Here is a 24,344-nt window from a genome sequence, read left to right as displayed (position 1 = left end):
CCGCCGGCATCAGTGCGATTTACACCACTCAGTAGTGGGGCGATGACCAACATTTGCACAAAGAACGGGCGCCTCGCGGCGCCCGTTCCTGTCTGCATGGCGATGTCTTGCCGATGGCTCAGTAGCGGTAGTGCTCCGGCTTGTACGGGCCTTCCACCGGCACGCCGAGGTAGGCGGCCTGCGCATCGGTGAGCTTGGTCAGCTTCACGCCGATCTTCTCCAGGTGCAGGCGCGCCACTTCCTCGTCCAGCTTCTTCGGCAGGCGGTACACCTGCTTCTCGTAGCTGTCCTTGTTCTGCCACAGGTCGATCTGCGCCAGGGTCTGGTTGGCGAAGCTGTTGGACATCACGAAGCTGGGGTGGCCGGTGGCGCAGCCCAGGTTGACCAGGCGGCCTTCGGCCAGCAGGAAGATCGCGTTGCCGTTGGGCAGCACGAACTTGTCCACCTGCGGCTTGATGTTGATCTTCTGCACGCCCGGCAGCTTGTACAGCGCCTCGACCTGGATCTCGTTGTCGAAGTGGCCGATGTTGCAGACGATGGCCTGGTCCTTCATCTGCGTCAGGTGCTCGATGCGGATGATGTCCTTGTTGCCGGTGGTGGTGACGTAGATGTCGGCCTGGCCGAGGGTGTCCTCGACGGTGTTGACCTCGAAGCCCTCCATCGCCGCCTGCAGCGCGCAGATCGGGTCGATCTCGGTGACGATGACGCGGGCGCCGTAGGCGCGCAGGCTGTGCGCCGAGCCCTTGCCGACGTCGCCGTAGCCGCACACCACCGCGACCTTGCCGGCCAGCATCACGTCCATCGCGCGCTTGAGGCCGTCGGCCAGCGACTCGCGGCAGCCGTACAGGTTGTCGAACTTGCTCTTGGTCACCGAGTCGTTGACGTTGATCGCCGGGACCAGCAGGGTGCCGGCCTCGGCCAGCTGGTACAGGCGGTGCACGCCGGTGGTGGTCTCTTCGGAGACGCCCTTCCAGTCCTTGACCACGCGGGTCCAGTAGCCCGGGCGTTCCACCGCCACGCGCTTGAGCAGGTTCTTGATCACCTGCTCCTCGTGCGAGGAGGCCGGCTCGTCCACCCACTTGGAGCCGTTCTCCAGCTCATAGCCCTTGTGGATCAGCAGGGTCACGTCGCCGCCGTCGTCCACCACCAGTTCCGGACCGGTCTGGGTGCCGTCGGGCAGGGTGAAGGTCAGCGCGTCGAGGGTGCAGTCCCAGTATTCCTCCAGGGTCTCGCCCTTCCAGGCGAACACCGGGGTGCCGGTGGCGGCGATCGCCGCGGCGGCGTGGTCCTGGGTGGAGAAGATGTTGCACGAGGCCCAGCGCACGTCGGCGCCGATGTCCTTCAGCGTCTCGATCAGCACCGCGGTCTGGATGGTCATGTGCAGCGAGCCGGTCACGCGCACGCCGGCCAGCGGCTTGGCGGCGGCGTACTGGCGGCGGATCGACATCAGGCCCGGCATCTCGTGCTCGGCGATGTCCAGTTCCTTGCGGCCCCAGTCGGCCAGGGAAATGTCGGCGACCTTGTAGTCGCCCTCGGTGGAAAAACTCTTGAGTGCAGCGTTCATCGATAAAGCTCCGGTCAATGGCGAGAAACTCGCGAAGTCCGGGCGCCGTTGTCGCTCAAGCCTCGCGCCGAGCCTGGCCGGGTCTGGAGACGGAGAATCCGGTCTCGATCCGGTCGCAGCGCCCCTCGGCGCAAGGGGTGATCGATTATAGCGGCTGCCGCGTGTGGCGCTTGAACACGCGCGCCGGCCCAACCATCGACAGGGGGCGTGCGGCGCAGGCCCTGCTACCGTCGTCGGTTCGATCGAGGCGAAGGAGAGGGGAGAGATGAACCAGATCACAGCGCGCGGCCGCCGCCGCATCGCCGGCCCGGTCTGCGGCCTGCTGTGCGCGGCGTTGGCGGCAGCCGGCAGCGCCAGCGCCGGCGCCGCCGCGGCAGCCGTGCCGGCAGTGGCCGATCCGGCCGACAGCAGCTATCAACTGCCGTCGGCGCCGCTGCAGGCCATCGTCGATGCGCCGTGGCCGCCGCAGTTGTCGCTGAGCCCGCGGCGCGATCTGGCGGCGCTGCTGCAGTTGCCCGCGCTGCCCGGCATCGCCCAGGTCGCGCAGCCGGAACTGAAGCTGGCCGGGCTGCGCATCCACCCGCGCACCCGCTCGCAGAGCCGCTTCGCCTTCGGCCAGACACTGTGGCTGCTGCGCATCGCCGACGGCAGCGAACTGCAGATCGATGGCCTGCCGTCGCCGCTGTCGATCGCCGGCATGGCCTGGGCGCCGGACCAGCGCCATCTGGCCTTCAATCGCGTCGATGCGCGCAGCGGCGCCAACGAGCTGTGGGTGGTGGACATCGCCGCGCGGCGTGCGCGGCGGGTCGCCGAACGGCTCAACACGGTGTCCGGCGAGGGCTATGCGTGGATGCCCGACAGCCGCCAGTTGCTGGTGTTGCTGCAGCCGCAGGAGCAGGGCGCGGCGCCGCCTGCCGATGCGGTGCCGACCGGGCCGGCGGTGCAGCAGACCGCCGGCGGCGGCGCCACGGCCTTGCGCACCTACCAGGACCTGCTGAAGAACGAGGCCGATGCGTGCCAGTTCGATGATCAGCTGCGCGCGCAGCCGGCGCTGGTCGACATGGACGGACGCCTGCAGCGCATCGCCACGCCCGACCTGTACCTGTCGCTGGCGCCGTCGCCGGACGGCCGCTATCTGCTGGCGCAGCGCCTGCAGCGGCCGTTCTCCTACCTGGTGCCGGCCAGCGGCTTCCCGCGCACCATCGAAGTGCTCGATCGCGCCGGCACGCCGGTGCACACGGTGGCGCAGCTGCCGTTGGTGGAAGGCCTGCCGACCGGCAACGACGCGGTGCGTACCGGCGTGCGCGATATCGACTGGCGCAGCGACGCCCCGGCCACCCTGGTCTGGGCCGAGGCCCAGGACGGCGGCGACCCGGGACGCGAGGCGGCGGTGCGCGATGCGGTGCTGATGCAGGCCGCGCCCTTCACCGCGCCGCCGGTGACGCTGGCGCGCCTGCAGTCGCGCTTCGCCGGCATCGCCTGGGGCCGCGGCGACTTGGCGCTGATCGACGAGTTCTGGTGGAAGACGCGCCAGACCAGGCAGTGGCGCGTGGCGCCGGACCATCCCGCGCAGGCGCCGCAACTGCTGGTGCAGCGCTCGCAGGAGGATCGCTATGCCGATCCGGGCACGCCGGTGACGGTGCGCGATGCGGCCGGCAATCCGCGCCTGCTGATCGCCGCCGACGGCCACAGCCTGTTCCTGCGCGGCGAAGGCGCCTCGCCGCAGGGCGATCGGCCGTTCCTGGACCGCTACGATCTGGACACGCGGCAAACTACCCGCCTGTTCCAGTCGCAGGCGCCCTATTACGCGGTGCCGCAGGCCCTGCTCGACGACAGCGGCCAGCGCCTGCTGATCACCCGCGAGACGCCGCAGGAACCGCGCAATTTCTACCGGCTCGATGGCGCCAGCGCGGAGCCGGTGGCGCTGACCCACTTCACCCATCCCACCCCGCAGCTGCGCGACGTGCGCAAGGAGCAGATCCGCTACCGGCGCAAGGACGGCGTGGAGCTGACCGCGACCCTGCTGCTGCCGCCGGGCTACGACGTCAAGCGCGACGGCCCGCTGCCGATGCTGATGTGGGCCTACCCGGGCGAGTTCAAATCCGCCGACGCCGCCAGCCAGGTCACCGACTCGCCTTACCGCTTCAACGCGATCGGCTACTGGGGGCCGCAGGCGTTCCTGGCGCTGGGCTATGCGGTGCTCAACGACCCGTCGATGCCGATCGTCGGCGAGGGCGCGCGCGAACCCAACGACACCTACGTCGAGCAACTGGTCGCCGATGCGCAGGCGGCGGTGGACGAGGTGGTGCGACGCGGCGTCGCCGATCGCGATCGCATCGCCATCGGCGGGCATTCCTACGGCGCCTTCATGACCGCCAACCTGCTCGCGCACACCCGCCTGTTCAAGGCCGGTATCGCCCGCAGTGGCGCCTACAACCGTTCGCTGACCCCCTTCGGCTTCCAGTCCGAGGAACGCACCTACTGGCAGGCGCAGCCGGTGTACCAGGCGATGTCGCCGTTCAACTACGCCGACCGGATCAAGGATCCGCTGCTGCTGATCCACGGCGCCGAGGACAACAACTCCGGCACCTTCCCGATCCAGAGCGAGCGCATGTACGCGGCGATCAAGGGCAACGGCGGCACCGCGCGGTTGGTGATGCTGCCCAACGAGGCGCATGCCTACCGTGCGCGCGAATCGGTGCTGCAGATGCTGGCCGAGAGCGAGCGTTGGCTGCGCACCTATCTGGGGCCGGTGCCCACGCCCACGCCGACTCCGGCTGCGTCCGGCGCCGCGTCGCCCTGAGCTGTGCCTGCCCCCCGGCTGCGCGTCCGCGCGGCCGGGGGGCAGGGGCGCTGCCGTACCGGGCAAATGGTTCGCTTTGAAACCGTCGCCGCGGCCGGCGGGAAGGTGGTCCTTTTCGGTTAGGCTTGCGGCGCCCCCACTGCCGAGCCATGCGTTTCCCGATGAACGAGTCCCGCAGCAGTATCGTCTTCGCCACGCCCGACCTTCCCCTACGCGACGACGTGCGCCGCCTCGGCGCTCTGGTGGGCGACCTGCTCGCCGAACAGGTCTCGGCGCAGTTCCTGGACGAGATCGAACGCATCCGCACCACCGCCATCGCGCGCCGCGAGCGCGCCGCGCCGCTGTCCTCGCTGAGCGAACAGCTCGCCGGCCGCGCGCCGCGCGATGCCGAAGCGCTGGTGCGCGCCTTCAGCACCTATTTCCAGGTGGTCAACATCGCCGAGCGCGTGCACCGCATCCGCCGCCGTCGCGACTACCAGCGCAGCAGCGCCGACACGCCGCAGCCGGACGGCCTGCACGACGCCTTGCGCCGGCTCAAGGCGCAGGGCGTCGGCGTGGAGGAACTGCGCGACTGGCTGCCGCGCATCGACGTCGAGCCGGTGTTCACCGCGCATCCGACCGAGGCGGTGCGGCGCGCGCTGCTGGAAAAGGAACAGTTGATGGTCGCCAGCCTGGTCGACAACCTCGACGGCCTGCGCACCCCGGGCGAGCGCGCCACCGACGCGGCACGCTTCCGCATGGCGCTGACCGCCTCGTGGCAGACCGCCGACTCCTCGCCGGTGCGTCCCACCGTGGAGGACGAGCGCGAGCATGTCGGTTTCTACCTGACCCAGGTGCTGTACCGGGTGATCCCGGTGATGTACGAGACCCTGGAGCACGCCATCGAGCAGACCTACGGCCAGGCGCTGCCCCTGCCGCGGCTGCTGCGCTTCGGTACCTGGGTCGGCGGCGACATGGACGGCAACCCCAACGTCGATGCCGCGACCATCACCGCCACCCTCGACGCGCAGCGGCGCGCGGTGCTGGAGCGCTATCTGAAGGAACTGTGGCAACTGGCCAGCCTGCTCAGCCAGTCGACCACCCTGGTCGCGGTGAGCGCGCCGCTGCTGGAGCAACTGACGCGTTACCGGCAACTGTTGCCGGAGGCCGCGGCACGCTCGCGGCCGCGCCATGGCGACATGCCCTACCGCCTGCTCAACGACCTGATGCGCGCGCGCCTGCAGGCCACCCTGGACGATGCGCCGGGCGCCTATGCCGCGCCGGCCGAACTGGAGCACGACCTGCAGCTGATCCTGGACAGCCTGCAGGCCAACAAGGGCCTGCACGCCGGTTGGTTCGCGGTGCGGCGCCTGCTGTGGCGGGTGCGCAGCTTCGGGTTCCACCTGGCCCGGCTGGACGTGCGCCAGGAGTCCAGCGTGCATGCGCGCGCGGTCGCCGCCGCGCTGGACACGCAGGACTGGGACGCGCGGGCCGTGGAGGAGCGCGCGCGCCTGCTTGGCCCCTACGCCGGCGGCGAGCAGGCGCTGCCGGCGGCCGACGACGAGGGCAACGCGCGGCTGGATGCGGTGTTCGCCGCGCTCGCCGACGCGCGCGCACGGCACGGCGCCGATGCGCTGGGCAGCTACATCATCTCGATGGCGCACGACCGCGCCGACGTGCTGACCGTGCTGGCGCTGGCGCGCCGCGGCGGCCTGGTCGACGCCGATGGCGCGGTGCCGCTGGACATCGTGCCGCTGTTCGAGACCGTGGACGACCTGCGCGGCGGCACCGCGACCCTGCGCGACCTGCTCGCCGATCCGGTCTACCGCCGCCACCTGGCCGCGCGTAACGACGTGCAGATGGTGATGCTCGGCTATTCCGACAGCGGCAAGGACGGCGGCATCGCCGCCTCGCGCTGGGGCCTGCAGCGTGCGCAGGTGGAACTGCTGGAGGCGGCGGCCGAACTGGGCATCCGCCTGACCTTCTTCCACGGCCGCGGCGGCTCGATCGTGCGCGGCGGCGGCAAGACCACGCGCGCGCTGGAGGCGGCGCCGCGCGGCAGCGTCGACGGGCGGCTGCGGGTGACCGAGCAGGGCGAGGTGATCCACCGCAAGTACGGCATCCGCGCGCTGGCGCTGCGTTCGCTGGAACAGATGACCGGCGCGGTGCTGCTGTCGAGCCTGCGCCCGCGCGCGGCCGACACGCGCGAGGACGACTGGCGGCCGGTGATGGACCTGGTCGCCGAGCGCAGCAGCCAGGCGTATCGCGACTTCGTCGGCGATGCCGAGTTCATGCGCTACTTCCGCCTGGCCACGCCGATCGACGTGATCGAGCGCATGACCCTGGGCTCGCGGCCGTCGCGGCGGCTCGGCCAGGATGCGGCGCTGTCCAACCTGCGCGCGATTCCCTGGGTGTTCGCCTGGAGCCAGGCGCGCGCGGTGATCCCGGGCTGGTACGGCGTGGGCAGCGGCCTGCAGGCGGCGGTGGATGCCGGGCACGAGGACGCGCTGCGGGCGATGGCCGCCGACTGGCCGTTCTTCCGCACCTTCCTCGACGACATCGCCATGGTCCTGTCCAAGGGCGACCTCAACATCGCCGAGATGTTCTCGCGCCTGTCCGGGCCGTTGCACGAACGCTTCTTCCCGCGCATCCGCGACGAACTGGCGCTGACCAAGGGCTGGGTGAAGGCGCTGACCGGGCAGGCGTCGCTGCTGCAGCACGACCCGCGCCTGGCGCTGTCGATCCGTCTGCGCAATCCCTACATCGACCCGATCAGCGTGCTGCAGGTGGACCTGCTGCAGCGCTGGCGCGCCACCGGGGGCGAGGACGAGGACCTGCTGCGGGCGCTGGTGGCCTGCGTCAACGGCGTCGCCCAGGGCGTGCAGAACACCGGCTGAGGCCCGCCCGACGGGGCGCCGCCGGGCCGTGCCGGACGTCCCAACCATGGTCCGCTTGCGGGCGGACAAAATTGTCCGATAATGCCGCGCATGGAGATGCGAGCCGATACCGCCCAACGCCGCCGCCTGCTGCTGGACGCCGCCGACGAGGTGTTCTGCGCGCATGGCGTGCTGGCGCCGCTGGAACTGGTGGTGGAGCGCGCCGGCCTCGGCCGCGCCACCCTGTACCGGCATTTCGCCGACCGTACCGAGCTGATCGCGGCGCTGCTGGATCGCGGCCTGGACGGCCTGGAGGGCTGCGCGCGCGAGATCGGCACGCGGCCGGACGGCCTGTTCCTGCTGCTGCACGACGTGGCCGAACACATCGCGATGTCGGCGCCGCTGGCCGACTACTGGCGGTCGATGCCGCGCGCGCATCCGACGATCGCCGCGGCGCACGCGCGGGGCATGGCGATCCTGCTGCCGTTCCTGCAGCGTGCGATCGACGCCGGCCTGTGCCGTGCGGACCTGGGCGAGCAGGAACTGGCCCTGGTGATGGACATGCTCGGCGCCTGCCAGCGCGGCAGCGACGAGGCCGAGCGCAAGGCGCTGGCGCAACGCGGCTGCCGCCTGCTGTGCCACGCCCTGGCCACGCCTGCCGCGGCGGCTGACTTGTGAGCGACGTCGCGCCACGCCGCGCCGCGGCGCAGACCGGCACGCCGCGCCCGGCCTGGCCGTGGCGGCTGGCGCGCGCGCTGGCGATGCTGGCGGTGCTCGCCGCCAGCCTGTGGGGCGCGCTGTTCCTGGCCTACCTGCCGCATACCGGCGCGGTGGTGCGCTACGGCTCGGCGCTGCTGTGGGCGGCGCTGGGCGGCGCGGCGCTGTGGGGGCTGCGGCACCCGCGCGAGTACCGCGTGCTGCCGCTGCTGTTCGCGCTCGGCTGCGCCGGCATGGCGGTGGGCTGGGCGGCGCTGCAGCCGCAGCAGAACCGCGACTGGGCCGACGATGTCGCGCAACTGCTGCAGCCGCAGGTGGACGGGCACGTGGTGACCTTGCACAACGTGCGCAACTTCGCCTGGCGCAGCGAGCGCGACTACACCCCGCGCTGGGAGACCCGCCGCTACGACCTGGAGCGGCTGGCCTCGGCGGACCTGGCGCTGTCGTACTGGATGGGGCCGGCGATCGCCCACACCCTGGTCTCGTTCGGCTTCGACGACGGCCGCCGCGTGGTGTTCTCGCTGGAGATCCGCAAGGAACGCGACGAGGCGTTCTCGGCGCTGGCCGGGTTCTTCCGCAATTTCGAGCAGGTGATGGTCGCCGCCGACGAGCGCGACATCCTCGCCGTGCGCAGCAACGTGCGCGGCGAGGACGTGTACCTGTACCGGCTCAACCTCTCGCGCGCGCAGCTGCGCCAGTTGTTCCTGGGCTATGTGGCGCAGGCGCAGCAGCTGCAGCGCGCGCCGCGGTTCTACAACACCGTCACCAGCAACTGCACCACCATCGTGTTCGAACTGGCGCGCAAGCTGGACCCGGCGCTGCCGCTCGACGTCCGCCTGCTGCTGTCCGGCTACCTGCCGTCCTACGTGTACGCGCAGCACGGTTTCGTGCCCGGCTACAGCCTGGCCACGCTGCGCGCGCGCGGCCGCATCGGCGAGCGCGCCCGCCAGGCCGGTGCCGGCGCCGACTTCTCCACGCGTATCCGCGCCGGCATTCCTGGCGACGATCCCGCCGCCGCGCCATGACCCTGCGCGCGCGCCTGGTGCGTCGCACGGGCGCGGCGCTGCTGGCCGCCGCGCTGCTGCTCGGCGCCGGCTGCGCGATGGTCAGCGTGCAGTCGCGCAGCGCCGCCGACTACATCGCCGCCCAGCGCGGCGACGTGCTCAGCACCGGCGCGCTCAGCGACGCCAGCCTGGAGACGCTGCGCGTCCTCGCGCTCGACCCCAGGACCTGCGCGGCGGACGTTGCGGCCTGCGCCACGCAACTGCGCGCATTGCAGGGGCTGGACCAGGAGCGGCGGCTGGCGACCCTGTCGGAACTGTGGGTGCATGCGGCCAATGCGCGCACACCGCGGCAGGCGCGGGCGCTGGACGACGCGACGCTGCAGGCCTGGCTGGAGGCGGCGCGCTACGCCTACGCCTACCTGTTCTACACCCAGCGCCCGGCCAGCGCGCGCGCCTTCGAGGACCGGCAGACCCAGGTGCGCGACTACTACAACTACGCGGTGCAGCAGGTGGTCGGCGAGCTGTTCCTGCGTTGGCGTGCCGGCAGCGCCAGCGGCGAACTGCACGACGAGGACACGCTGCGCACGGCCGGCTGGCTGGTGCGCGCGGACATGGGCAGCTTCCGCCTGCCCGGCGGGGTGGCACGGCCGGACGCGATGCTGCCGGCGTCGACGCTGCGCTTCGATGGCCTGCGCAGCACCTACCGGCGCGATGGCTTCGGCGCCGAACTGGTCGCGGAGATCGCCCCCGCCAAGGTCGGCGACCCGACCGCGACGATCGCGGCCAAGGCCGCGCCGGACCCGCACGCGCCGGCGTTCAGCGAAATGCCGTATGCGCCGACCACGGTGCTGCTGCGCTTCGACGGCGACAGCCTGGCGCAGGTACTGGACACCCGCAGCCTGGTGGTGGCGCCCTACGACCCGTACCGCGACGGCGAGGTCGAGGTGCACGGCCGGCGCCTGCCGCTGGCGGCCAACTTCACCGCCGCCTACGGCCTGTGGCTGGCCCGTGCCGGTTTCGCGCGGCAGTCGCTGCGCTCGATGCTCGGCCGCGGCGATGGCATCGACCAGCCGCATCTGTACCTGATGCAGCCGTACGATCCGGACCGGCGCATCATCCTGATGCTGCACGGCCTGGCCAGCAGTCCGGAGGCCTGGGTCAACGTCGCCAACGAATTGATGGGCGACGAACAACTGCGCCGCCACTACCAGATCTGGCAGGTCTACTACCCGACCAACATGCCGATCGCCTGGAACCGCGCGCAGATCGCCGCGCTGCTGCAGCAGACCCTGCGCCACTTCGATCCGCAGGGGCAGGCGCCGGCCTCGCGGCACATGGTCCTGATCGGCCACAGCATGGGCGGGGTGATCGGGCGCCTGCTGGTCAGCGACTCCGGCGACACGCTGTGGAACGACCTGATCGGCGCGCGCGGCGACCGGCGCCCGCTGGACCCGCAGGCGTTGGCGCAGCTGCAGCCGCTGCTGCGCTTCGCGCCGCTGCCGCAGGTGGACCGGGCCATCTTGATCGCCGCGCCGCAGCGTGGCACCGCCTTCGCCGAAGGCCGCCTCGGGCGCCTGGCCGCGCGCCTGGTGCGCCTGCCGGTGGCGCTGCTCGATCGGTTGAATACCTTGCTGCAGGGCATCGACGGCCCCGATGGCGCGCCGATCCGCGTGCCCAACAGCATCGACAACCTGCGCGACACCGATCCATTCGTGCGCGCGGCGGCGGACCTGCCGATCGCGCCGGCGGTGCGCTACCACACCATCATCGCCCGCCGCGATCCGGCGGTGCCGCTGGCCGAGTCCGACGACGGGCTGGTGCCGTACCGCAGCGCGCATCTGCCGGGCGCGCTATCCGAACTGGTGGTCACCTCGGGTCACAGCGTGCAGGAGACGCCGCAGGCGATCCTGGAGATCCGCCGCATCTTGCACGCGCAGTTGCAGGTCGACGCCGCCACGCCGCGGTGACGCTGCCTGCGGCGGGCGGTGGTGCGCCTGCGCCGCGGAGGGCGCCGGCGGCACGGCGTGGTCGCGCCATGCCGACCGCGACGCGGCGCGTGTGGGCGCGTTGACCCAGGCGTCGCCGGCAGCGGCCAGCGACTGCGCTGCATCGGTGCCACGGCAGCAGGGTCGCACGGCGACGCATCCTGGTTGTGCCGAATTGCGCAGGAAACGCGTCGAATCGAGGTGCATTGGTTTCAGGTGACATCGTTGTCATCAAATTGCAGCCGCGCACCCCGAACAATGCGCGCCGCCGTGAACGCGATCACGGCCTCTCTCCCCTCCATTGCCCGGCCTGCGGAGCGCTTCCGTCGGCCGCGCCTACGTTCGGATTTTTCATGTCGCACTCGATCCATCTTCAAAAACGCCTGTCGCGGGCGATCGCCGCAGCGTTGCTCGGTGTCGCGCCGATGGCCTTGGCCCAGGCGCAGGACGCGCAGGAGACGCAGAACGCCGCCTCCGACGCCAGCGCCAAGACCCTGGACAAGATCACCGTCGCCGTCACCCGCTACAACGCCGCGGACATGCAGATGGCGGCGACCAACACGGCCAACGTGCTGTCGGCCGACGACCTGAAGTACACCGCCGTGCACAACATCGCCGAGGCGCTGGGCCTGCTGCCGGGCGTCAACGTGGTCAACACCGGGCAGTCGTACTTCGGCGGCGTCGACGGCGCCGCGCGCGGCGAGGGCATGTTCGCCTCGGTGCGCGGCCTCAACGCCGAATACAACGTCAACCTGATCAACGGCGTCAACGTCGCCCAGGGCCTGCCCTACAGCCGCAGCGTGCAGCTGAGCCTGCTGCCGCCGTCGGGCCTGCAGACCATCGTGTTGAACAAGACCTCCACCGCGGCGATGGACGGCGATGCGATCGGCGGCACCATCGACTACCGCACCCCCAGCGGCTTCGACTACAGCGAGGCGATGGGCGGCAGCGTCACCGCCAGCGGGCGCATGGAAAGCCGTGCGCGCGACTACGGCGACGACGGCCTGGGCAAGGGCGCGGCCGGCGAGTTCCACGCCAAGTTCGGCGCCGACCACCAGTTCGGCGTGTACGCCAGCGCGTACTACGACGAGCGCCATTACGTGAACAGCGAAGTGGCCAATGCCGCCGCCTCGCGCGGCGACTGGGGCAGGAAGTATTTCTCGCGCACCACCGCCAACGGCCAGCCGGCGCCCGGCTACGATCCGCAGGACCTGCTGCTGGCCACCGGCGCCAACATCGGCTACTCCGCCGGCGACACCAAGCGCTACGGCGGCAACGTGTCCTTCGACTGGCACGTCGACCCGAGCCTGCAGCTGTACGCGCGCGCCACCTACGCCTACGCCAAGACCGAGCAGAACACCGGCTACACCCAGCTCGTGCCGGCCAACGTCAGCCTGGTGCAGATCGGCACCACCGGCGTGTACCAGCCGCAGATCAACCGCGTGGCGGTGCGCTACTGGTACGAGACCAATCCGGAAGTGGCGGACCTGGCCACCTTCCAGTTCGGCGCCGACAAGCAACTGGGCAACTGGACGCTGTCGCCGAACCTGTTCTACAGCTACGGCGACAACGATCGCCCGGACCACGTGGAAATCTCCGCGCGCGTGGACCAGTACGCCTCCACCCAGTTCCCGTACGGCGGCGCCAACACCTTCTCCGGCTACGACAGCGAAGGTTTCCCCAAGCCGCTGCTGACCCCGGCGATCCAGGCCCAGGCCAGCGACATCGGCAGTCTGTATGCGCGCCGCTACGGCCAGTTGACCAAGTCCTACAGCGGCCAGACCAAGGGCGGCGCCAAGTTCGACGTGCGCTACGACTTCGACCAGGGTGCGCTGAGCAACGTCCAGTTCGGCGTGAAGTACGTCGACAGTTCGCGCGACTTCACCTCGCGCGACTGGACCAACAGCAAGTTCACCGACGGCACCCTGCTGCGCGACACCGGCCTGGTGGTCGGCCAGTACGATGCGGTGTACCCAGGCAAGTATGCGTGGCCGACGGTCAAGCTCAGCAACGGCGGGCTGAAGGCGATGATCGCCCAGCACCTGACCGCGGCCAGCTTCGACACCTGCGGCAGCCTGGCGATCAACAACCAGAACTGCGCGACCATGCGCGGCGACGAAGCGGTGACCTCGGCGTATGCGATGGCCACCTTCCGCACTGGCGACCTGGAAGTGATCCCGGGCGTGCGCTTCGAGCACACCAGCATCCGCAACACCTTCTGGACCATGCCCGAGGACGCCAACGGCAACGAGCTGCCGGGCTTCTTCAGCAGCAACCACACCAGCTACGACGTGCCGCTGCCGAGCGTGTTCCTGAACTACCGCCCGGGCGACGGCAACGCGGTGTACCGCGCCTCGGTGTGGACCAGCTACACCCGGCCGGCGCTGGTGCAGCTCGGCGGCGGCGCCAACTACGACGTCTCCAGCGACGGCACCACGGTCATCACCGAGGGCAACCCGGACCTGAAGCCGATCAAGTCGCTCAACGTGGACCTGTCCGGCGAGTGGGACAACGGCCATGGCGGCCACGCGATGCTGGCCGGCTACTACAAGCGCCTGACCGACTACATCTACGAGAGCGGTTCGGATCCGGCCAACGCCGGCAGCAGCGCCGGCGCCGGCAACGTGCGCTACGTGCGGCCGCAGAACGGCGGCGACGGCAAGGTGCTCGGCGTCGAGGCCGCGGTGCGGCAGACCCTGCAGGGCATGCCGGCGCCGCTGGACGGCTTCGGCATCGGCGCCAACCTCACCCGCCAGAGCACCCGCGTCGACCTGGGCATGGATGGCTTCCACGACGAGCGCATCCAGAATGCGCCGGACCTGATGGCCAACGCCGAGCTGTTCTACGAGAAGGGCCCGCTGTCGGTGAACCTGGCCTACCACTATTCCGGCGAATACGTCTCGGTGTACGACTACTACAACCGCGGCGCGAGCTGGGACGATCTGTGGGTCAAGCCGATCACCCGCGTGGACCTGCACGTCGGCTACACCTTCAACGAGCACCTGCGCGCCGACCTGTCGGTGGCCAACCTCACCAACCGCCTGAGCTACTGGGCGCACGTGGGCCGCAACAGCACCGCGATTTCCGACATCGTCGATGCCGGCCGCACTGCGCTGTTGAACGTGAAGTACACGTTCTGAACCGGGCACCGGCGCACGCTGGACGTCGTCACCCGCCGCGTGGCCTTGTGCCGCGCGGCGGGTGGGGCGTTGTTTGCCTCGCGGTCCTGCTTGTCTGCCTGATGCTGGCGGGCCTGCCGGTGTCCGCCCACGCGGCGGACGCGCCGACGGCGCTGCCGATCGACGGTCTGCGCCTGGACCAGGTGCAACTGCTCGGCTCGCACAACAGCTATCGACCGGTACCGACCGCACAGGTGCGGCGGCGCCTGCAGGTGCACGACGCCGCCGAATGGCCGGCACTGGCCTATGGCCATCCTTCGCTGCAGGCCCAGCTCGCGCTGGGACTGCGGCAACTCGAACTCGACGTGGCCGCCGATCCGCACGGCGGCCTGTATGCCGCGCCGTATGCGCACGCAGATGCGGCGACCCGCGCGAGCATGCGCGCACCGGGCGCCAAGGTCCTGCACCAGCCGGGCCTGGACTACGCCAGCCATTGCCTGCGCTTCCGCGACTGCCTGGCGATCCTCGCCGCCTGGTCGCGCGCGCACCCGCGGCACACGCCGCTGGTGGTGCTGGTCAATGCGGTGGATTTCGATCCGGTGCCGGGCCTGTGGCCGCACCGTTCCGCTTTCGACGCCAACGACCTGGACGCGCTGGACCGCGACATCGCCGAGGTCGTCGGGCGTGCGCGGTTGATCGTGCCCGACGACGTGCGCGGCGACGCGCCGAGCCTGCGCGACGCGGTGCTGGCGCATGCCTGGCCGCGCGTGGCGCAGGCGCGCGGCCGCATGCTGTTCGTGCTCGATGGCAATCCGCGGCACGAGGCGCTGTACCGACAGGATCATCCATCGCTGCGCGGTCGCATGATGTTCGGCTGGTACGCGCCGGATCAGCCCGAGGCAGCGGTGCTGTCGATCGAGGATCCGCTTGCCGAGGCGCCGCGCATCCGCGCGCTGGTCGCGCAGGGCTTCGTGGTGCGCACGCGCGCCGACGCTGAAGGCCGCGAGGCGCGCGCGCACGATCGGCGCCGCGCGCAGGCGGCGCTGGAGGCCGGCGCGCAGTGGATCAGCACCGATTACTACGCCGGCGCGCCGGATTCGCAGCGGCTGGGCTACTGGCTCGGCATCGCCACCGGCCTGCGCTGCGACCGGGTCACGGCCGCGTGCGATGCGACCGCACCGTGAGACTTTCCATGTTGGGGACGACGATGAAAACAGGTACGCGCTGGATGTTATGGGTCGTGCTGGTGATGGCGACGTTGGGTGCGCAGGCGCGGCCTGCGCCCAAGGTCGCGCCCGCGCTGCAGGTGGAAAAGGTGTGGATGCTGTTCCGTCACGGCGTACGCGCGCCGCTGCCGGGCGAGGCCGCGGCCGCCGCGCTGGCGCCGCAACCCTGGCCGGTGTGGGACACGCCGCCGAGCCTGCTCACGGCGCACGGCCGCACCGCGGTGGAGCGCAGCGGCGACTACACCCGGCAATGGCTGCTGCGCGATGGCGTGCTGCCGGCCAAGGGCTGTCCGGCGGACGGCACGGTCAGTATTTACGCCAACACCGACCAGCGCACCATCGTCAGCGCGCAGCTGCTGGCCGACACCCTGGCGCCCGGCTGCCATCTGCAGGCCGGCCACCAGGCCGAGGGCAGCGACGACCCGCTGTTCCGTCCGGTGGAAGCAGGCGCGGTGGACTTCGATGCCGCCGCCGCGGTGGCCTCGATCCAGCGCCAGACCGGCGGTCCGGGTGCGGTGCTGGCGCCGTATGCGCGCGAACTCCGCGCCATGCAGGAGATCCTCGGCTGCGCGCAGCGCTGCGACTTCGCGCACATGCCCTCGTCGCTGACGCCGGGCGCGAACGGCCGCAGCCTGGCCTTGCACGGGCCGCTGGATCTGACCTCCGGCACGGCCGAGGTGTTCATCCTGCAATACGCCGAGGGCATGCCGCTGGACCAGGTCGGCTGGGGCCGCGCGACCCCGGCGCGCATCGCCGCGGTGTCGCGGCTGCATGCCTTGCTGTTCGAGATCTATGCACGGCCGCAGTACATGGCCGCGCGCGCGGGCGCGCCGCTGGCGCACCGCCTGCTGGACACGCTGGGCGCGGCCGACGCGCCACGGCTGAGCGTGCTGGTCGCCAGCGACACCCACATCGCCGCGCTCAGCGGCCTGCTCGACCTGCACTTCCAGTTGCCCGGTTTTGGTCGCGACGACGCGCCTCCGGGCGGCGCGCTGGTGGTGGAGCAGCTGCGCGACCCGCACGATGGCCAGCGCTACGTGCGCGTGCGCTACCAGGCGCAGTCGCTGGACCAGCTGCGCACGCTGGCTCCGTTGAGCCTGCGCCATCCGCCGCTGCTGCAGACCCTGCAGATTCCCGGTTGCAGCGACCCGGCGACCGGGCTATGCCCGCTGCCGAAGTTCCAGTCGTTGCTGCAGGCGGCGCTGCAGCGGCGCGGCTGAACCGCTCCCGCCGTGACACTCGCTGCTGCCTGGCGGACCAGGGCGTGTCATCAATCCCCGAGCAATCGCGGCCCTTCGGGTTGGGCCTGGCAGGCGCGGCATCCTCGGGAATGGGTGACACGCCCTAGGGTGAAGCGCATGCCATGCCGCCCGGACGGCCGCCCTTAAGCGCAAACCGACGATGCGGCGGCGCACGTGCCTGCCTGTGAGCGTCAACTGTCATGCAGCCGCGGCAAGCGAAGCCGAACGCCGAGTGACACGCTCCGTCGTCGGGACTGAAGTCCCTCCCACAAGGAGGCCAAGCCCATGCCTGCGGAGCGACTTCCGTTGCGATGCGCGTTCCCACCAACGCCTGTCGCGGCCGAAGCCGCTCCTGCGCGAACGCGTTCCTGCGGCATGACATGCCCCTGCCTGCATGGCCGTTGCCAGTTCCCGCCACTGGCCAGTTCCCATCCCCCAAACGCAGAACGGGCCGCAGTGCGGCCCGTTCTGCGTCGCAAGCGCGGCAGGCCGGCTTACTTCAGCTTGGCGTCCGCGCGCAGCGCCTCGGCGCGGTCGGTCTTCTCCCACGAGAACGCGGTGGCCTGGTGCTGGGCACCGGTGCCGTCGGTGTAGGTGAAGGCCTTCGGGGTGCGGCCGAAATGGCCGTACGAGGCGGTCTGCTGGTACATCGGGTGGATCAGGTCGAGCATCTGGATGATGCCGAACGGACGCAGGTCGAAATGCTTGCGGATCAGCTTCTCGATCTTGTCGTCGGCGATCTTGCCGGTGCCGAAGGTGGTGACCGAGATCGAGGTCGGCTCGGCCACGCCGATGGCGTAGGAGACCTGCACTTCGCAGCGGTCGGCCAGGCCGGCGGCGACCACGTTCTTGGCGACGTAGCGCGCGGCGTAGGCGGCCGAACGGTCGACCTTGGACGGGTCCTTGCCGGAGAACGCGCCGCCGCCGTGGCGCGCCCAGCCGCCGTAGGTGTCGACGATGATCTTGCGCCCGGTCAGGCCGCAGTCGCCCACCGGCCCGCCGATCACGAACTTGCCGGTCGGGTTGATGTGGAACTTGGTGCCCTTGTGCAGCCACTTGGCCGGCAGCACCGGCTTGAGGATTTCCTCGCGCACGGCTTCGACCAGGTGCTTCTGCTTGATGTCCGGATCGTGCTGGGTGGACAGCACCACCGCGTCGATCGCGGTCGCCACGCCGTCCTCGTAGCGCAGGGTGACCTGGCTCTTGGCGTCCGGGCGCAGCCACGCCAGCTGGGAGTTCTTCTTCTTGCGCACCTTGGCCTGCTGTTCGACCAGGCGGTGCGACAGGTGGATGGCGGCCGGCATGAAGCTGTCGGTCTCGCGGGTGGCGTAGCCGAACATCAGGCCCTGGTCGCCGGCGCCCTGTTCTTCCGGCTTCTTGCGGTCCACGCCCTGGTTGATGTCCGGCGACTGCTTGCCGATCAGGTTGAGCACGCCGCAGGTCTCGCCGTCGAAGCCGACGTCGGAGCTGTTGTAGCCGATGTCCAGGATCACCTTGCGGGTCAGCGCTTCCAGGTCGATCCAGGCGCTGGTGGTGATCTCGCCGGCGACGATCGCCACACCGGTCTTGACCAGGGTTTCGCAGGCCACGCGCGCGCGCTTGTCCTGGGTCAAGATCGCGTCGAGCACCGCATCGGAGATCTGATCGGCGATCTTGTCCGGGTGGCCTTCGGAGACCGACTCGGAGGTGAAGAGATAGCTGGACATCGCGGCTATATCCTTGTATTCGGATGAAAAGATGGAGGCGAATGATACACGGGCGCCGGGCGACGTGCATGCTGCCCGGGGCGGACGTTGTCCAAGGTTAACCGGTTGCCGCGCCGCGGTGCGCCCGTCACTTTGCCGTAGTCAGATTGCAAGATCGGTGTCGCCGCCGCGGCCGAAGCTGTGCGCAGTCAGCAAGGGGGCTTGCCGTGCTCGCACTCGAACGCCGTCTTCAGGACCGCTACCCGCACTGGTTTGCCGGACGCCGCTCGCGGCTGGTCCGGCCATTGCTGCGCGGCCTGCAGAAATGGTCGGGACTGGACGCGCTGGACGCGTTCCTGGAGGCCAACCGCGACCTGCGCGGGTTCGCCCTGGTCCAGGCCGGACTGGATTTCCTGCAGGCCCGCTACGTGGTCGCACCGACCGCGGCCGAGTGCATCCCGGCGCGCGGGCGCCTGCTGATCGTCGCCAACCATCCCTCCGGCGCCCTGGACGCGCTGGCGCTGCTGGACTGCGTGGGCCAGGTGCGGCGCGACGTGAAGATCGTCGCCAACGATTTCCTGTGGGCGCTGGAAGGCCTGCGCGAGCTGCTGCTGCCGGTGCGCATCCTCGGCGGCGCGCCGTCGCCGGCCAGCGTGCGGGCGATCGAACAGGCGCTGGCGCAGGAGCAATGCGTGATCGTGTTCCCGGCCGGCGAGGTCTCGCGGCTGGGCTGGGGCGGCGTCGCCGACGGGCGCTGGCGCCGCGGCTTCCTGCGTTTCGCCCTGCGCACCGCCGCGCCGGTGCTGCCGGTGCGCATCCACGCGCGCAACTCGGCGCTGTTCTACGGCGCCTCGGCGCTGTTCAAGCCGGCCGGGACCGCGCTGCTGGCGCGGGAGATGTTCGCGCGCCGCGAGCGCCGCATCGCGCTCAGCCTGGGCCGTGCCCGTGGGCTGTCGCAGGACCTGCCCGAAGCCGAGCTGATGCGGCGCCTGCGCAGCGAGCTGTATGCGCTCGGCCGCAGCGGCGGGCAGGCCGCGCCGAGCGAAGAGGCGCTGGTCGCTGCCGAGGACCCGGCGCAGCTGGCGGTGGAAGTGGCCGGCCTGCGCAGCCTCGGCCACACCCTGGACGGCAAGCAGATCCGCGTCGGCCGGCTGCGCGCCGGCTCGGCGTTGTTGCGCGAGATCGGCCGCCTGCGCGAACTGACCTTCCGCGCGGTCGGCGAGGGCACCGGCCGCCGGCTGGACCTGGACGACTACGACACCTGGTACGAGCACATCGTGCTGTGGGACGGCGCCGCCACGCGCGTGGTCGGCGCCTACCGGGTCGCCCGCGGCGCGCCGGTGCTGGCCGAGCGCGGCCTGGCCGGCTTCTACACCGCGGAACTGTTCCGCTACGGCGAGGCCATGCTGCCGCGTATCGCCGCGGGCATGGAGCTGGGCCGCAGCTTCGTGGTGCCGGACTACTGGGGCAGCCGCAGCATCGACTACCTGTGGCAGGGAATCGGCGCCTATCTACAAGACCATCCGCAGGTGCGCTACCTGTTCGGCGCGGTGTCGATCAGCGCCGCATTGCCGTACGAGGCGCGCGAGCAGATCGTGGCCTACTACGCGCGCTACTACGGCGACGCCAGCGGCGAAGCCGCCTCGGCGCGGCCGTTTCCGTATCCGGAAGCGCCGCCGGCGTTCGACGCACTGGACGCCGACACCGCCTTCAAGGTGCTCAAGGGCAACCTCGACGCGCTGGGCGCGGCGGTGCCGATGCTCTACAAGCAGTACACCGATCTGTGCGAGCCCGGCGGCGCGCGCTTCCTCGCCTTCGGCGTGGACCCCGCGTTCAACGATGCGATCGACGGCCTGATCGAGCTGGACCTGCAGCGCATCCGCAGCAAGAAGCGCGCGCGCTACCTCGAACGTCCCCGCAACGAAGCAGAGGTGGTGGCATGAATCCGGTCAGCAGCCTGTCGCCGCGCCGCGCGGTGTTCGTCTCCGACGTGCACCTGGGCGCACCGCATTGCCATGCACGCGAATTGGCCGACTTCCTCGGCGGCCTGCGCTGCGAACAGCTGTACTTGGTCGGCGACATCGTCGACTTCTGGTGGATGGCGCAGCGCCGCGCGGTGTGGAGCGCGGCGCACCAGCGCGTGGTCGATGCGCTGCACGCGCTGGCCCGCGGCGGCACCGAACTGATCTACGTGCCCGGCAACCACGACCGGCCGATCCGCCGCTTCTGCGGGCTGGCGTTGCCGGCGATGCAGGTGCGCCGGCGCGCGGTGCACGCCACCGCCGACGGGCGCCGCCTGTTGGTGGTACACGGCGACGATTACGACAGCGTCACGCAGTTCGGCGGCCTGCAGGAGAAGTTCGGCGACTGGCTGTACTACCGCATCCTCACCGGCAACCAGCTGACCAACCGCGTGCGCCGCCGCCTGGGCATGCGCTATTGGTCGCTGGCCGATTACCTGAAGCGGCAGAGCGGCGCGGCCGAGCGCTACATCGAACGCTTCGTCGCCGCCGGCCTGGACGATGCGCGCCGCCGCGGCCTGGACGGAGTGATCTGCGGCCACGTGCACCGCGCCGGGCTGTTCGAACGCGACGGCCTGGTCTATGCCAACGACGGCGATTGGGTGGAAAGCCTGACTGCGCTCGCCGAGGACGCCGACGGAACGCTGCGCCTGCTCTCGCACCGTGGCGAGGTGTTGCGCGAACTGCCGCCGCGCCTGCGGCTGGTGCAGGAGAGCGCCTGGCCGCGGGCGGCCTGAGCCAGACGATCGCGCCAGGCGGCGCTGCACAGCCTGGCACGCGACCGCGAGATTGCTGCGTTCGACTGCTGCCGCGCCTGCGCGCCGTGCCGAGGTCCCTGTCACGATCGCCCCGGTCGTGGCGCCCACGCCCCTGCACTGGACGGATGCGTAGAACCCGGTGTGACCGCCATTCCACGATGGTCGTGTGTGGTGTGCATCACCGCCGTGGCATCGGGTCTACTGCGCTGCGTCGGCGCCGCATGCCCAGGCAGGAACCCACGTTCGCGTCCGGGCGTGGCGCTGATCCATGTCGCTGCGGCGCGCGTGCGCCGCATCCCGATCAGTTCTGGAGTCGTGGAGACCGTGAAACCAGGGAAGGCGTTGTGCGGCCGGTCGCGCAGATCGGTGGGGACGTGGCTCGGCTTGGACGGGTTCGCCGTTTCCGGCGATCCCGTCCTGGCGCAGGCCACGGCGGCAGGCATGCGACCGCGGGCATGCCTGCGATTGGCCTGCCTGGGTGTCCTGCTCGCCGCGAGCGCGGCCTCGATCGCGCAGAACACGGTCTATGGCTGCGCGGAGCCCGCGCCGCCGCGCCCACTTCCCGATCCGCTGCTGTGCGTGCAGCAGGCGGGCGTGTCGACCCCGCATACGGCGGGCGCTGCGCGGGTCGAGGCATTGTTCGCGCGTGCCAAGCAACAGCTCGACGGCGGTCGCCTCGATGCTGCCGAACAGGCGCTGGACTGCGCCGCGTCCAACATCGGCGATGCCGGCGATACCCGCTTGCGCTACGAACTCACCCGCCGCCGCGGCATTCTCGACTTCCGTCGCGAACGCATTCCGCAGGCGCTCGAACGCTTCGAGTGCGCGGTGGCGCTGTCCCGGTCGCGGGGCGATCGCGCAGGCGAGGCGCGCGATCTGAGCAATGTCGGCGCGGCGCTGCGCCGTCTCGGCGATTTTCGCGATGCCCTGCGTCACCTGATGCTCAGCCTCGACCTGCAGCGCGCCCGCGGCGCGGTGTCGGCGTCCGTGCTGACCAATATCGCCGACGTGTATCGCGAATTGCGCGAGCCGGCCACGGCGATGCGCTACTACCGCGACGCGCTCGCCGCCAACCGCGCGCAGGGCGACGCCATCGAGGCCGCGCACGTGCAGGAAACCATGGCCGAGCTGGCGCTGGACAGCGGCGACACGCCGCAGGCGCTGGCCTGGTTGCGGGAGGCCCTGGCCGTGTACCGCGCGCAGGGACGCCGGGTGTACGAACTGCGGGTGCATGACGGCCTGATCCGCGCGGCCCTGGCACTTGGCGATGTGGCGCAGGCGCAACGCTGGAGCTCCAGTGCGCTGGCCCTGGCCGAGGCATGGGCGCTGCCGTTGCCGTCTGCGCTGCAGTTGCAACTGGCGCGAACCGCCCGGCTCGAAGGCAATGCCGCTGCTGCCGCGGCACGCCTGCGCGCGGCGCTGGCGGCCACCGCTGGCGGCGATCCGGTGCGGGTGCCATTGCTGGAGGAGCTGGCGCGGCTGCAGGAAACCAGTGGCGATACGGTGGCAGCCATCGCCACGCTGCGGCGCGCGAATGCGGAAGCCGCCGCGCTGGTGCGCGCGCAGCACGATCGCCAGCTGGACTGGCTGCGCATCCGCTTCGACACCGCCGAGAAGCAGCGCACCATCGACGCCTTGCAGAGCGAGAACCGTCTGCGCAAGGCGCAGCTGCGTCAACGCACCCTGCTGCTGTGGCTGGCGCTGGTATCCGGCGTCGCCGCCGTGCTCGGCGGCTGGCTGTTGCTGCAGCGTCGCCGGCAGCGCGAGCGCTTGCTGCAAGCCGCGCGCCAGGTCCGCCACGAGGAGCAACTCGCGCGCTATCGGCGCGAGGCGGACGCGCTGGCCGAGGATCGCAGCCTGTTGCAGACGCTGCTCGACAGCCGCGAGGATGCGCTGTGCCTGCTCGATGCCGACGGCCAGGTGCTGGCCACTAATCGTACCGGCCGCCTGCTGCTCGGCGGGGCGGACGCCGCCGACCCGGTGGGGCAGGCGGTGTTCGCCTGCATTGCCGAGAGCGACCGCCCGGCGTTGCAGGCGGCGCTGGAGCGGATGGAGGACAGCACCGCGCAGCGCCTCGAGGTCGTGGCGCGGCACGGCACGCCGCTCGCCGCCACCCTCGCGCCCTGGCGGGGCGGCGATGGCCTGGTCGTCCTCGGCCTGCAGGAACGCGACCGTGACGCGGCGTCGGACACCGCGCAGGCCGAGGACGTGCACGAGGAGGCCGCCGCGCCTGCGTTGCGCGACGCGTTCCGGCGCGCGCTGGTCGACTTGATGCTGGCGGTCATCGACACCTGGGAGCGCGCCACGGCGACCGGCCGGCTGGAACTGGCCGAGCGCAGCCGGATCTGGCGCGTGAACATCGACGACGGCCGCCTGCGCGCGCGGGCGATGGAGCGCTACCTGGCGGTCGCCAAGTTGCCACGCAACCCGCGCTGGCGGGACGTGCTGCGCTCGGCCTATTTCGTGCTCGCGCAGTGCGACGGAATCTCGGCAGAGGCGCGCGCCGCCTTGCAGTCCAGGATCGACACGGTGCTGGCCTACACCCGCCGGGACGCGCTCGGCTGAGCGTGCCCGGCATTCCTGCTGGCGATCGTTGGCCGCATTGAGGAGCGCGCGCGGCTGCACGGTGCGTCAGCGTCCGCGCTTGGCCGGGCAGACCACGCACGCGCCTTTCAAACCGTGTTCCATGCGATAGCTGCTGTGGTGGTCGCGGGCCAGGAACGTCGTCGGGCCGAGCACGATGGGCTTGGCCGATCGCGACGGCGCCACCACCTCGCAATAGGCGGCGATGGTGTTCAGCGTATTCGTGTAGGGCTCGTGGCTATCGACCACCCCGCACTTGTCCATCGTCTGCCGCAATTGCTCACCGTCGAAATCAAACTTCACCACGACCTCCGGTTCCTGGTCCTGCTCCAGGCACCAGTCCGGTGGCAAGGTGTCGTGGCCGTGGGCGACCAGGGGCAAGCTCAGCAGGACCGCGACGAGGGCGGCGTGGAAGACGGAGCGGGAGGCGGTCATCGGAACCTCGCAATGCGCAGAAGGAGAGCCCGCAGCCTACGAGCGGCGCTGCGGCGGATGCCAGCGCATCCGCGGGTATAGACCGGGAATAAATCCCGCTAACGCATTGATTATTCGGTGGCGGCATCGCGCCGCGCCACAGGATCGCGCGCCCGCGGCAGGTGGTGCTCGCATCCGGCCTTCGCCAATTCGACCCGATTCGCTCCCGTGGCGACCCGGGTTTGCCCTCGTGCTGCGTCGTCGCCATGCCTAGCCTGAAATCGCCGGATCGCAGCGTCTGCCGATGCGGCGGTGGCCACATCCCCCGGGGGCGATCCCACGCACCCCAGCCATCTCCAATCCCTTCCA

General features: G+C 70.9%; 14 protein-coding genes and 1 riboswitch. Of the genes, 11 read left to right on the top strand and 3 right to left on the bottom strand.

Annotated features, from left to right (window positions below):
• Positions 1–118: 118 nt before the first annotated feature.
• Complete coding sequence (gene ahcY, locus AC1PME_RS17275) at positions 119–1,564, bottom strand: adenosylhomocysteinase (protein ID WP_254459084.1); 1,446 nt, start codon at positions 1,562–1,564, stop codon at positions 119–121.
• Positions 1,565–1,597: 33 nt separating this feature from the next.
• Positions 1,598–1,697, bottom strand: a riboswitch (S-adenosyl-L-homocysteine riboswitch).
• 132 nt (positions 1,698–1,829) lie between these two features.
• Here ahcY and AC1PME_RS17270 point away from each other — a divergent pair.
• The 8 genes from AC1PME_RS17270 to AC1PME_RS17235 all read left to right on the top strand — a co-directional run bounded on the left by AC1PME_RS17270 (position 1,830) and on the right by AC1PME_RS17235 (position 16,493).
• Positions 1,830–4,367 (top strand): S9 family peptidase, encoded by a 2,538-nt coding sequence (locus AC1PME_RS17270; protein ID WP_481096519.1) that lies wholly within the window; start codon positions 1,830–1,832, stop codon positions 4,365–4,367.
• 161 nt (positions 4,368–4,528) lie between these two features.
• A complete protein-coding gene (gene ppc, locus AC1PME_RS17265) occupies positions 4,529–7,243 on the top strand; it encodes a phosphoenolpyruvate carboxylase (RefSeq protein ID WP_481096518.1) in 2,715 nt (904 codons plus the stop codon).
• Positions 7,244–7,324: 81 nt separating this feature from the next.
• Positions 7,325–7,900, top strand: coding sequence for a TetR/AcrR family transcriptional regulator (locus AC1PME_RS17260; RefSeq protein ID WP_254459081.1), 576 nt, complete (start codon positions 7,325–7,327; stop codon positions 7,898–7,900).
• Positions 7,901–7,983: 83 nt separating this feature from the next.
• The gene (locus AC1PME_RS17255) at positions 7,984–8,964 is read left to right on the top strand and encodes an Lnb N-terminal periplasmic domain-containing protein (RefSeq protein WP_481098139.1); all 981 of its coding nucleotides are present in this window, start codon (positions 7,984–7,986) and stop codon (positions 8,962–8,964) included.
• The gene (locus tag AC1PME_RS17250; RefSeq protein WP_481096517.1) at positions 8,961–10,910 is read left to right on the top strand and encodes a lipase family alpha/beta hydrolase; all 1,950 of its coding nucleotides are present in this window, start codon (positions 8,961–8,963) and stop codon (positions 10,908–10,910) included. Before AC1PME_RS17255 ends, AC1PME_RS17250 begins: the two co-directional genes overlap by 4 nt.
• A gap of 443 nt (positions 10,911–11,353) precedes the next feature.
• Positions 11,354–14,068 carry a TonB-dependent receptor gene (locus tag AC1PME_RS17245; protein ID WP_481098138.1) on the top strand — a complete coding sequence of 905 codons (2,715 nt, stop codon included), beginning with the start codon at positions 11,354–11,356 and terminating at the stop codon, positions 14,066–14,068.
• Positions 14,069–14,169: 101 nt separating this feature from the next.
• Positions 14,170–15,231, top strand: a complete 1,062-nt coding sequence (locus tag AC1PME_RS17240; protein ID WP_481096516.1) for a Ca2+-dependent phosphoinositide-specific phospholipase C — start codon at positions 14,170–14,172, stop codon at positions 15,229–15,231.
• 44 nt (positions 15,232–15,275) lie between these two features.
• Positions 15,276–16,493 (top strand): histidine-type phosphatase, encoded by a 1,218-nt coding sequence (locus AC1PME_RS17235; RefSeq protein ID WP_307552297.1) that lies wholly within the window; start codon positions 15,276–15,278, stop codon positions 16,491–16,493.
• A gap of 515 nt (positions 16,494–17,008) precedes the next feature.
• Here the strand turns inward: AC1PME_RS17235 and metK are convergent.
• On the bottom strand, positions 17,009–18,220 hold the full coding sequence (metK, locus tag AC1PME_RS17230) for a methionine adenosyltransferase (RefSeq protein ID WP_481096515.1): 1,212 nt from the start codon (positions 18,218–18,220) through the stop codon (positions 17,009–17,011).
• Between the two features lie 206 nt (positions 18,221–18,426).
• On the opposite strand from metK, the gene olsF reads away from it, so the two are divergent.
• From olsF to AC1PME_RS17215, 3 genes are all read left to right on the top strand, one after another.
• The gene (olsF, locus tag AC1PME_RS17225) at positions 18,427–20,142 is read left to right on the top strand and encodes a bifunctional ornithine lipid synthase OlsF (RefSeq protein ID WP_481096514.1); all 1,716 of its coding nucleotides are present in this window, start codon (positions 18,427–18,429) and stop codon (positions 20,140–20,142) included.
• On the top strand, positions 20,139–20,957 hold the full coding sequence (locus AC1PME_RS17220) for a UDP-2,3-diacylglucosamine diphosphatase (RefSeq protein WP_254459075.1): 819 nt from the start codon (positions 20,139–20,141) through the stop codon (positions 20,955–20,957). Before olsF ends, AC1PME_RS17220 begins: the two co-directional genes overlap by 4 nt.
• A gap of 462 nt (positions 20,958–21,419) precedes the next feature.
• On the top strand, positions 21,420–23,543 hold the full coding sequence (locus AC1PME_RS17215; protein ID WP_481096513.1) for a tetratricopeptide repeat protein: 2,124 nt from the start codon (positions 21,420–21,422) through the stop codon (positions 23,541–23,543).
• A gap of 66 nt (positions 23,544–23,609) precedes the next feature.
• Here the strand turns inward: AC1PME_RS17215 and AC1PME_RS17210 are convergent, their stop codons facing one another.
• Positions 23,610–23,996, bottom strand: a complete 387-nt coding sequence (locus AC1PME_RS17210) for a hypothetical protein (RefSeq protein ID WP_481096512.1) — start codon at positions 23,994–23,996, stop codon at positions 23,610–23,612.
• Positions 23,997–24,344 lie beyond the last annotated feature (348 nt).

This window comes from Xanthomonas sp. NCPPB 901 (assembly GCF_056725085.1).
This window is presented reverse-complemented; position numbering and strand designations above follow the sequence as displayed.